The organism is Embleya sp. AB8, from assembly GCF_049739465.1.
GTDB lineage: Bacteria > Actinomycetota > Actinomycetes > Streptomycetales > Streptomycetaceae > Embleya.
In genome coordinates, this window is record NZ_JBMHHY010000012.1 from 124,766 (window position 1) to 134,094 (window position 9,329).

Consider the following 9,329-nt stretch of genomic DNA (forward strand, 5'->3'; position numbering starts at 1 on the left):
TGCGTGATCGCCATCGGCTCCTGGTGGTGGCGCAGTCGCAGCGGGGGAGCCGGAACATCGACCGCCGCGCAGGCTCGTCGCCTGCGCACGCCCCTCGTTCGGGTCGCCGATGCCTTCAACATCGAGACCTCGGCCGGTCGCCGGGCTGTCCGCTGGGAGGCCGGCGCAGCGGGGGAGCGGCGCACCGCAGCCCGTCTGGACCCGCTGCGCGCCGAGGGCTGGACGATCCTCCACGACCGCGCGCTGCCCTCCGGTCGCGCGAACGTGGACCATCTCACGATCAGCCCGAGCGGCGTCGTGGTCGTCGTCGACAGCAAGCGCTGGTCGGGCCACTACCCGCTGCGCGTGGTCCGCGGCCGGCTCATGCACGGCGAACGGGACGTCACCGACCGACTCGCCGGCATCCGACACGAAGCACCACCGTCGCCAGGACGCTCGGCTGCCCGGTCGTGCCGCTCGTGTCCATGGACGGCCCGTACATCGACGGCGGCGAACTCCGCGTCGACGGCATCCGCATCATCCCGGCGCAGCGCACCGCGCCCGTCCTACGCACCCTCGGCCACGGCCGGGCGACGCACGGGGCGCACCCCGGCAAGGCCGCCGGTCGGCTCTTCCCGCCCTACCGACAGGACTGACCGATGGAGATTCCCCCCACCGAGCTGCTGCGGCGCGTCACCGAGGCCAGGGAGGCCGCCCAGCACAGGGTGCTGGACCCGGACGAGGAGCCGTTCCACACCTCCATCGTCCGAACCCCCGTGGTCCAAGAGGTCCGCGAGCCGGAGACCCAGGCCGGGCCCGACGAGGGCGATCCCCCCGAAGCGCCCGACACCGCTCCGGATCCACCTGCCCCAGGGAAGCTCGCTCGCGGCTCACTCATCCCGGATTGGCGGCATGGGCCGCAGGACGACCTGACCGAACTGGTGGCCCCGGCTGAGCAGGACGCCGCCGACGACCAGGACCAGGACCTCCCCGACGACCCGACCAACTACGACGACCACCTTGAGGTGGACGACGACGGGAAGGAGGAGCCGACAAGGGCGTATCCCGGCCGTCGCTCCCGGGCCCGACGCGGCGCTCCTCAGCGGGTCTACCGCCGGCCGCCCTACCTCGACCAGCCGTTCAACCCCCGGCAGTCCGGCATCCAGTGGTGGGCGCAGCTCGGGCACACGCGCCAGCATTTCCTCTACAACGCAGCCGCGTTCACCGGCGGCGTGATGCTCGACTTCCCGCAATTCGTTTCGCGCCAGGCCGTGTACCTCGTGGCCACCTACGACGGGCCGAACCCGAACCACGTCGTGTGGAGCGTCGTCGTCGCCGGAGCCGTGTGGCTGAACTGGCGGACGCGCCGCCTGTGGCCGCCCTTGGCCCTCCTTGGCCGCGTGCCCGTCGTGTCCCTCGTCATGGGCCTGCTCCTGTACGGGCCGCGCGTCGTGGCGCTGGACAAACTCCGCGAGTTCCTGCTGCTTCTGCCGTCCCCGTCCTGGTTCTGACCGACCCGACCCGATCGGAGATCCCGTGCACTTCATCGGCAGCATCGGCGCCCCCGGTATGGCGGCCATCCTCACTCTCTGGCTGTTCCTCGGCACCAACGGCGGCGGAAAGATCAAACCCTTGGGCTGGGGAGGCGCGTTTGGGATCGGCAGTTTCGCCGGCGCCGCGTACAACGCGGGCGGCTCGCCCTGGAACATCATCAGCGACCTGGTCAACGACCTTGTCGGGTTCGCTTTCGCTGCGGTTCCGGGCCTGACCATGCCCGCGGTGGCCGTGTGTATCGTGCTCTGGTTGGCGTACCGGAAGTTGACGCCCCGAAGGGTCGGCATCTGGGCGATCTTCTTCTGGTACGTCGCCAGCGGCGCTGGCGGCGTGTGGGCGCTGTTCGCCACCCAGGTTTCCCAGCTCATGCAACGGTTTGCAGTCGCATGAGCCATGCCCACCTTCGCGCGCTACCCGACCCCAAGCCCGGCCCCGACGAGATGCCGAGCCTGGGGGAGGGACCGCTCCCCGCCGCGACTACGACCAACGCCGACGAGCAGCCCGACGCGGGGGAGCTGGCGCTCCCCGACGGCCCTCCCCCGGGTCACCGCAACGACGACCTGGACGTCGAGCCGCGCGGACGAGGCATCATGACCGTGCCGAGTGACCTCCGCCAGTACTACGACGTGCGGCAACTGGCCGCGTACAAGCCGCTGATCGTCGAGGCTGGCCGGCGCGGCGGCCCGTTCTTGCTCCGCACCCTGCGCACGCTCGCCAAGGGCGTGCGCGTTCTCGGGTCCTCGGTCTACGCGTGGACGGGCGGCACCGTCGGTCGGGGGCCATCAAGCGTCGGCGCCCGCATCCTGTGCGTCGTGCTCGGCATCTACGGCGTCGCACATCTCACGAACGTCCACCCGGCCAGCCCATGGGCAGTCGCGGCGCTCGCCGTGCTTGTCGTGACCCTCGCAGGTCTGGGCCGCCTGCCACTCCCGGGCGCGGCCACCGCGAGGAAGTCGACCCGCGCCCGGCCCAAGGAGCGGAAGAAGCTCGCCCCGGCGCGGCGGGCGAACACCCCCTTCACCGGCGCCCTTGCCCGATTCGGGAATCGTCGCGGCTCGAACCGCACTCCCCCGGTCGCCGCCGACACCGCCCCCGAAGCTCCCCCGGAGGCGGCCGGGGAGAAGGGCTACGAACACCGCTACGACGAACGCGGGGAGCACGGGGAGCGGGACGGGGAGGAGCCCCACAGGGAACCCCCCGGCAAGGCCGACGAGACTCCCGTCGAAGCCCCGCCGGCACCCCACCCGATGACCCTGCTCGAAGCGCTCAACCACCCCCGCCGCCGCGGCCGGGGAGTGCTCCTCACCGCCCTTCGTGACGACCTCCAACTCCCCCACACCAGGCAGGTGAAGCAGGCGCTCGACGAGGCCGGTATCCGGTGGCGGGCGGGGGTCCGCACGGCAGCTGGCTCAGGGCCCGGCGTGCACGCCTCCGATGTCCCCCCGCTCCCCTCTCCCCAGGGCCTCCCGCAATCGCCGACGCGCGATGCGTTGGTGCAGGTCAGCGCGCCAACAGCCAACGCCAACAACGCTGCCAACACCACTGCCAACTCTCCCGGGGAGGAGTTGCGTGCAGAGATCATGGATCTCGACTCGGTGACCATCCGCCCGAACCCGAGTCGCTACTTCCCCGTCGAATGCCCTCCCCGATCGAACGAGTCGACGGGATCGTGATGATGCCGAATACGTCTGCGGTCACCCCGATCTCGGCCATGATGAGCGGTGATCTGAAGTGAGGGGGCCGCGATGGGCTGGCGCTACCGGTGCACGTGTTGCCGCACGACATCACCCCATGTGTACTCCCGCACCGCGCTGGCCGACGAGCGGCGGAAGCACCGCGACCAGGCCCACGGGGGGCACATCCCCGACGGGGAACAGGTACTCGAACCCGAGTCGCTGCTCACCTCCTTGAGCAACGTCCCGCGCGGCCAGCTCCTCACAACAGTGGTCATCGCTCTGGTGATCGTGGCCGCGCTCTGGCTCCGATAGAGGCCATGGACGCATCGCGTGTGCGGCTTCGCTGTGTGTCGGGCGGCGTGGCCTCTCCGATAGGCGTCCCTGGCCGTGGCCCGCAGGCAGACGGACGTTCGTGTGACCGCGCCCGCCCCTGCCGCCATGGCGTACGCTCCTCCGGCCCAGCAGTCGAAGAAGAAGCGATGGCGGGTACGACGGCGTTCGTATCCAGACTCCCATCCCCTGCCGCCGGTGACCGGTATTCCCGGATTCAGCGATATCGCCGGGGTACCGACCGCCATGATGGATGAATGACCACACCCCCACCGGACGCCACCATGGACCCCCGGATCGGACTCCTCGGATCGCTGGTGCTGACCCTGCTGGACCGGTACGACGAGCTGCGCGTCACCGTGGCCGGGCATCTCCCCGACCGCGACCGCGAGGCATTCGCGCTCGTGACCGACACAACCATCGCCGACGTACGAACCCGCCTCGCGGAGATTGTCGTCATGACACCGAAAGCACCAACCGTTGACGGATGACGAATTCGACGACATGGACCGGATCCGCGAGCACTTCGCCCGACCCGGGGCCGCAGCGCGGGAGACCGCCGAGTACCTCGCGGCCCGGCGGGAGGCTGCGCGTCGCGCCAGCAGGCCACCGCCGCTCGACATCGTCCCCGCACCCGAGTTCCCCCGGTTCGGCGTCGCCCGGTACTCCTGCCCGCGCCGGTGCGGCTGGTGGCACGACGAACCCACCGACCCCGGCCCGACCCGCCTCATCCTGCCCACCAAACCCGGCGCCGACCCCGAGGCGTCCCGCCTCGCCGACCTGGTCGACCTCGACGAACCGGGCGCGGCGATCAGCCTGGACTCCGAGAGTCGGCTGCTCGCGCTCCGGTCGCGGGTCGCCGCCGCCATCGAGGAGCACTACGCCCGAGCGCACTGAACCCGGCTGCGGCCGTGCGTCCGGACGTCCCGACGAGTAGGAGAACCACCGTGCCCGACGAGAAGATTCTGCGCGGCCCGGACGGGCGGCATTGGGTGAAGACCGGCGAGCGCTTCGATGAAGTGGGCGGCCAGTGGTGGAAGGAACTCACACCGGCCGCGCAGGGCCGGACCGGGCGGTGGCAGGCCACCGGTTCCGGCGACCCGATCGAAGTAGCCGTCCCGGTATCGGAGGCCGGCTACGTGAAGGTGTCCGCGGACTCGTTCGCCGAACCGGCGGTGGCCCGGCTCCACTCAATCGTCGGCGAGCTGCTGGCCGACTACGCACGCGACACCGGGCGTCCCCACCCCCGGGCAACCGAGCTGCACAATGCCGTCGAAGACGTGGCGGCGCTGCCCGAACAGATCCGGCGTGGCTCCGGCGCAGCACAGCAGGCCGCGCGGTCCGGGTACCGCCGCGGGGCCCGCCGGCGCTGACGCCGGGCGGCCGGCCCTCGAGGTGGCCGGCCAACGAACGCACGACGGCGGCCGAGTCCCGAAGGACCCGGCCGCCACAGGCGGCGTGTCAGCCGTTGTCGGCCTTGCGCTTGCGCTTCGGCGGGACGCCGTACTCCTTGGCAATGCCAGCGACCGTGGCCTCGGTCCAAGGCACGAATTTGGCCACGGCCTGATGGGAGACGCCGGACGCCTTGAGTTCGTCCGCCACCGCCTTGCGCGCGGCGTTGCGAAGCCGTAGTTCCTCCTCGACGCTCCTCTCCCATGCCGCGATGGCCTCCGCCATCGCCGGGGCGGGGGTGTAGTCGGCGTAGAGGTTGCTGGGTCCAGGTGCACGGCTCATGCCCCCGAGTGTTCCACAACTCAATTTGCCGAAACCAGCTTCGGCCTGTCGCGCGAGTCGAGGCGCGGCACCCGCAGTCGAACGTAACGACGCCCCGCCCTCCGCGCGCCGAGGGCGGGGCGTCGTGCCGTTCGGGGGTTGAGCGGCGGGCCGCCAAAGGGGCGGCCACCTTGGCGCATTCTTTGCCAAACCAGCTTACCTAAATGGATTTACCTAAATTGACTTTGGTATAATTAGGAGTGAACCACTTCCCGCCACCCACCAAGAGAGGCACTCCATGAGCCACCGACCAACCCCCACCGGGCCAACCATCACTTCCCCGACCGTCCACCGCTTCGACAGCACGGGCGACGCCTACGACGCCACCCAGTGCCGGGACGACATCGCAGACGGCGACGTCCTCGTGGTCGCCCGAGAGGGAGTCGTCGGCTTCCTTAACCGCGCGTGGCCGGCCGCGCTCACCACCGAGCACGGCGAGTTCCACACCCTCGGCGTGTTCGCACACGAGGTGGAGGACGGTCAGTACGCCGCCAGCGTCCGAGTCGCCCGAGAGCAGGCCGAAGCGCTCGGCATCCCCCTCGACACCCGGTACCGCCCGAAGCCCGGACCAAAGCCGAGGCCGGCTGTGGTCGGCGACCGCATCCTGTGCTCCGACGGCACCGCGCACACCGTCTGCTCGGTGGACACGATCACCAGCCACTCCGGCGTGACCCGCAGGTGGCTGTTCGTCGAGGGCGGCTCGGCATGGCCGGCCGACACGTGCAAACTGATCGACACCACCCGCGTCGCCCAGGCATGCGAGGACGCCCGCCGGGCAACCGCCTCCATCCACTGGGGGATCGACGGTCAGTACGACCTCGGCGACGCACTGTGCTACCTCGGGCAGGCCGCGCCCGACGTCCTGGCGAAGATGGCCGACGAGGCCACCGGCCGGATCAGGCTGGAGATCCCGCGCCTGGACATCGCGCCCACCGACATCCTGTACGCCCACGGCGCCCGGCTGAACGTCCTCGCCGTCGGCTTCGCCACCCTCGGCGACGGCGCGCAGCAGTGGTGGGCAACCGTTCACGGGGTCACCGAGGACGACCGGCGCGCCACCTACCCCGTGCCCTGGGACACGGGCATGGCCGTGGACTACGCCGCCGGCGACTGGGTCGAGGTCGAGCGCATCCTGCCTGGCCTGCCCGCCTGACGCGACCAGGCCCAAGAGGCGAGGAGATTCCCATGTTCCAGGCCATGTACGAGGTCACGGTCGAGCACCCGGCCGTCCAGGCGGAGCGCTTCACCTGCAAGGGCACGCCCGAGCTGTTCACCACGACGTACCGCGTGGCTGGCGCCCAGGGCCAGCAGGGCAAGGACGACGTGGAGTTGGGCAGTGCGATCAGCTCGGCCCTGTGGCAGGCCGACCTGACGGGCACCGCGACGCTCGTCGTCCACGCGGTCACCCTCACGATCGAGCAGGCTGACCCCTCCGCGTACGAGTGCGAGGGGCACGAAGACCCGGCTGGCCCGCTCGGCGAGAGCGTGATGTGCGACGGGACGTGCACGAGGCGGCCGTTCACAGTCAAGGCGGCCCTGGGGCTGATGATCGCGATCGACGGCGCTGAACTCGACGCCGAGGGCGGGTGCGGCGTGTGCGACGTCGAGGCCGGCCAGATGTGCGCCGGATGCGGCGGGTGCAACTGCGAGGAACACGGCTCGTGCGAGCGGCCGGTGGAAGCCGCCGGATAGCCGGTCCGAACGGCGCGCGACCACGCCCCGCACCTCCCTCGACGAGGGGGAGGGCGGGGCGTCCTGTTGCCCGAATGCAGGCCTCGGCCGGACGGCGCACATCCTTTGCGGACCCTTTGCCCACCCAAGTTACACAAATAGATTTACCCAAATTCACTTGGGTATATTGAATGTGTACACACAACTACCCCAAACGAGGCGAAAGCAGGCTCCCATGGGCCACACCGCTCCCATCACGGACCGCACCACGGAGACCCAGCGCTGCCTCAAGTGCCGGCGGGTCCTGCGCCGTCTCAGCCCCGACGGCTACGGCCCGAAGTGCAGGCGGATGGTCCACCGGAAGCCCTCGCACCGGCTGAACGACTACAAGCCGTACCAGGTCGCGAAGGCGATCGAACTCCTGGAGATGGGCGCGCTCATCCCCCTTCGCGGCAACCGGATCTTCCTCACCGTCTCGGACGACGGCAGCGAGGTCTACCGCACTGCGGCCACCGGCCAGTGCAACTGCCCGGCGGGCCTGCGCTCGGTCGCGTGCTACCACGCGGCAGCCGCGCGCCTCGTCTCCGCCGCCTAACCTCACCCACCCTCTGAAGAAGGAGCCGCCGTGTTCCGCGAGCTCATCACCCACTTCGGTGGGACCACCGAGGGCACCGCAAGCGAGGCGCACGCCGAATCCCTCCTGCGCCGAGCGGTCAACCGGGGCTTCCGGATCGAAGCCGCCACCACCGGCGGCGCCCTCATCACCTGGACCGCCGTCACCTTCGACGGCCCGACCCGTCAGACCCGAGCGATCCAACTGCTGCCCCTGATGCCCGTCGGGAGCAGCCTCACGGAGAGCACCCGCAAGGACCTCGACCTGATCCGCTCCGGCCCGGCCGACTACGTGATGCGCAACGGAGCACGCGAGATCACCGGTCTGTTCTGGACGATCCCCCAGGGAGCGACCGCCCGACTCCGCGCACGAAGGCTGGTCACCGAGGGCGACGGCCCGGTGCGCGTCACCCTGACCGCGCGCCTGGCCCTCCTCGCGCTGAACCACCGAACCTGCACCACCGAACCCGCCGGGTGGGAGCACCCCGGCAACCGGCCGAGCGCGGGCCTGTGCAAGCCCGGCCGCCGCGCCGGCCTCCTCTACTCCCGTACCAGCAGCGTCGTGTGCGAGTGCGGCTACTCGAAGATCTGCGGCGACCGGGACGAGGCGCGGCGCGAGGCGAGCGACCACCGCGCGAGCGTCGCCGCCGAGTTCGCCAAGGCCCTCCCGATCCGCACCCGCGCCTGACCCGTTCGCCAGGCCACGGAGAGGACCCCTCACATGGACATGCCCGAGCCGAAGCCCCCGCCCCAGCCCAGGCGTTCCGAATGGCGCGACGCCATCTGCGCCGATTGCTTCGACGAGATCGAGATCGATCGGGACGGCTGGCGCACCCTGTGCGCGTGCGATGCCGCCGAGTGACCCGCCTACATCCGCACTCCGGGAGGACCCTCCACGTGATCAGCACACACCCCACCACGAGCCACGGACCGGCCCCGGTCGTCGTCATCCCCTGCTCCCACGGCCAGTTGCCCACCCCCGCGCCGGCCGCCGAGCTGTACGTCGGCAGCTATCACCGGTGGTGCCGCGCGACCGCCGAGGCGATCACCGCCGCGAACGGGGGAACGATCCTGATCCTCTCCGCCCGATACGGCCTCCTGCCTCTGGACGGGGAGCGGGTCCTGACGCCCTACGACAAGCAGCTCACCAAGGACCACATCGACATCATGTTCGAGCTGCGGCTGTTGACCCAGGCTCGTGACCTCCGCCTGAGTCACGCTCACAACGTGACGATCCTCGCCGGCGCCACCTACGCCGAGGCGGCCCGTCTGGTCTGGCCCCACGCCACCGCGCCTCTGCTCGGCCTGGGCATCGGCTACCAGCGGCAGCGCCTCGCCGGGCTGCGAGCGCGCGCAGCCCGACCCCGGGTGGAGGCGGCGTCGAAGCCGCCGTACGCGCTCCCGAACGACTGGAGCAAGAGGCGGCGGACGTTCACGGTCACCATCGCCGGCCCCGAACGGCACGACGGACAGGCCCCGTTCACGGTGGTGGTCGAGGACCACAGCACCGAGAAGGCATGGGCGCAGGCGCTGGCCTGGTTCCTCGTCACGCAGGAAACGATCGACGGGCACGTGATCGCCGAGAAGTCCTACGAGGGCCTGCCCGTGGTCGGCGACGAGCGAAGCATCGTATGGAACGACCTGCGCAGCGAGCGGAACTGACCCGCCCGATCTCTCCCAACCCCCGGGGTTCACCCCGGTACCCCAGGAGCCACCAGACGTTAGAAATAGTGC

At 70.6% G+C, this 9,329-nt stretch carries 15 protein-coding genes and 1 pseudogene; 15 read left to right on the forward strand and 1 reads right to left on the reverse strand.

Going from position 1 to position 9,329, the window contains the following annotated elements; translation table 11 throughout:
- Nucleotides 1–3 precede the first annotated feature (3 nt).
- The 9 genes and pseudogenes from ABIA38_RS19040 to ABIA38_RS19080 form a co-directional block, all read left to right on the forward strand.
- Nucleotides 4–276, forward strand: a pseudogene (locus tag ABIA38_RS19040) (NERD domain-containing protein); the annotation flags it as partial.
- A gap of 173 nt (nt 277–449) precedes the next feature.
- On the forward strand, nt 450–635 hold the full coding sequence (locus ABIA38_RS19045) for a hypothetical protein (protein WP_424640071.1): 186 nt from the start codon (nt 450–452) through the stop codon (nt 633–635).
- 3 nt (nt 636–638) lie between these two features.
- The gene (locus ABIA38_RS19050) at nt 639–1,490 is read left to right on the forward strand and encodes a hypothetical protein (RefSeq protein WP_424640072.1); all 852 of its coding nucleotides are present in this window, start codon (nt 639–641) and stop codon (nt 1,488–1,490) included.
- 25 nt (nt 1,491–1,515) lie between these two features.
- Complete coding sequence (locus ABIA38_RS19055) at nt 1,516–1,923, forward strand: hypothetical protein (RefSeq protein WP_424639878.1); 408 nt, start codon at nt 1,516–1,518, stop codon at nt 1,921–1,923.
- Complete coding sequence (locus ABIA38_RS19060; RefSeq protein ID WP_424639879.1) at nt 1,920–3,206, forward strand: hypothetical protein; 1,287 nt, start codon at nt 1,920–1,922, stop codon at nt 3,204–3,206. Before ABIA38_RS19055 ends, ABIA38_RS19060 begins: the two co-directional genes overlap by 4 nt.
- A gap of 120 nt (nt 3,207–3,326) precedes the next feature.
- Nucleotides 3,327–3,521 (forward strand): hypothetical protein, encoded by a 195-nt coding sequence (locus tag ABIA38_RS19065; RefSeq protein WP_424639880.1) that lies wholly within the window; start codon nt 3,327–3,329, stop codon nt 3,519–3,521.
- 275 nt (nt 3,522–3,796) lie between these two features.
- A complete protein-coding gene (locus ABIA38_RS19070; RefSeq protein ID WP_424639881.1) occupies nt 3,797–4,030 on the forward strand; it encodes a hypothetical protein in 234 nt (77 codons plus the stop codon).
- Nucleotides 4,020–4,436, forward strand: a complete 417-nt coding sequence (locus ABIA38_RS19075; RefSeq protein ID WP_424639882.1) for a hypothetical protein — start codon at nt 4,020–4,022, stop codon at nt 4,434–4,436. Before ABIA38_RS19070 ends, ABIA38_RS19075 begins: the two co-directional genes overlap by 11 nt.
- Before the next feature lie 50 nt (nt 4,437–4,486).
- A complete protein-coding gene (locus ABIA38_RS19080; protein ID WP_424639883.1) occupies nt 4,487–4,912 on the forward strand; it encodes a hypothetical protein in 426 nt (141 codons plus the stop codon).
- An 88-nt stretch (nt 4,913–5,000) separates the two neighbouring features.
- Here the strand turns inward: ABIA38_RS19080 and ABIA38_RS19085 are convergent, their stop codons facing one another.
- On the reverse strand, nt 5,001–5,273 hold the full coding sequence (locus ABIA38_RS19085; RefSeq protein ID WP_424639884.1) for a hypothetical protein: 273 nt from the start codon (nt 5,271–5,273) through the stop codon (nt 5,001–5,003).
- A 277-nt stretch (nt 5,274–5,550) separates the two neighbouring features.
- On the opposite strand from ABIA38_RS19085, the gene ABIA38_RS19090 reads away from it, so the two are divergent.
- The 6 genes from ABIA38_RS19090 (at nt 5,551) to ABIA38_RS19115 (ending at nt 9,257) form a co-directional block, all read left to right on the forward strand.
- A complete protein-coding gene (locus ABIA38_RS19090) occupies nt 5,551–6,465 on the forward strand; it encodes a hypothetical protein (RefSeq protein ID WP_424639885.1) in 915 nt (304 codons plus the stop codon).
- A gap of 32 nt (nt 6,466–6,497) precedes the next feature.
- A complete protein-coding gene (locus ABIA38_RS19095; RefSeq protein WP_424639886.1) occupies nt 6,498–7,004 on the forward strand; it encodes a hypothetical protein in 507 nt (168 codons plus the stop codon).
- Nucleotides 7,005–7,218: 214 nt separating this feature from the next.
- A complete protein-coding gene (locus tag ABIA38_RS19100; RefSeq protein ID WP_424639887.1) occupies nt 7,219–7,578 on the forward strand; it encodes a hypothetical protein in 360 nt (119 codons plus the stop codon).
- Nucleotides 7,579–7,608: 30 nt separating this feature from the next.
- Entirely contained in the window at nt 7,609–8,283 is a 675-nt protein-coding gene (locus tag ABIA38_RS19105) for a hypothetical protein (RefSeq protein WP_424639888.1), read from the forward strand.
- Nucleotides 8,284–8,316: 33 nt separating this feature from the next.
- Nucleotides 8,317–8,457, forward strand: coding sequence for a hypothetical protein (locus tag ABIA38_RS19110; RefSeq protein WP_424639889.1), 141 nt, complete (start codon nt 8,317–8,319; stop codon nt 8,455–8,457).
- Between the two features lie 35 nt (nt 8,458–8,492).
- The gene (locus ABIA38_RS19115) at nt 8,493–9,257 is read left to right on the forward strand and encodes a DUF6884 domain-containing protein (RefSeq protein WP_424639890.1); all 765 of its coding nucleotides are present in this window, start codon (nt 8,493–8,495) and stop codon (nt 9,255–9,257) included.
- Nucleotides 9,258–9,329: the final 72 nt, after the last annotated feature.

What these genes read in the sequence shown, in the direction of transcription:
- ABIA38_RS19050 (WP_424640072.1), top strand. Translation starts at nt 639, where the DNA reads ATGGAGATTCCCCCCACCGAGCTGCTGCGGCGCGTCACCGAGGCCAGG.
- ABIA38_RS19060 (WP_424639879.1), top strand. Translation starts at nt 1,920, where the DNA reads ATGAGCCATGCCCACCTTCGCGCGCTACCCGACCCCAAGCCCGGCCCC.
- ABIA38_RS19070 (WP_424639881.1), top strand. Translation starts at nt 3,797, where the DNA reads ATGACCACACCCCCACCGGACGCCACCATGGACCCCCGGATCGGACTC.
- ABIA38_RS19085 (WP_424639884.1), bottom strand. Translation starts at nt 5,273, where the DNA reads ATGAGCCGTGCACCTGGACCCAGCAACCTCTACGCCGACTACACCCCC.
- ABIA38_RS19090 (WP_424639885.1), top strand. Translation starts at nt 5,551, where the DNA reads ATGAGCCACCGACCAACCCCCACCGGGCCAACCATCACTTCCCCGACC.
- ABIA38_RS19095 (WP_424639886.1), top strand. Translation starts at nt 6,498, where the DNA reads ATGTTCCAGGCCATGTACGAGGTCACGGTCGAGCACCCGGCCGTCCAG.
- ABIA38_RS19100 (WP_424639887.1), top strand. Translation starts at nt 7,219, where the DNA reads ATGGGCCACACCGCTCCCATCACGGACCGCACCACGGAGACCCAGCGC.
- ABIA38_RS19110 (WP_424639889.1), top strand. Translation starts at nt 8,317, where the DNA reads ATGGACATGCCCGAGCCGAAGCCCCCGCCCCAGCCCAGGCGTTCCGAA.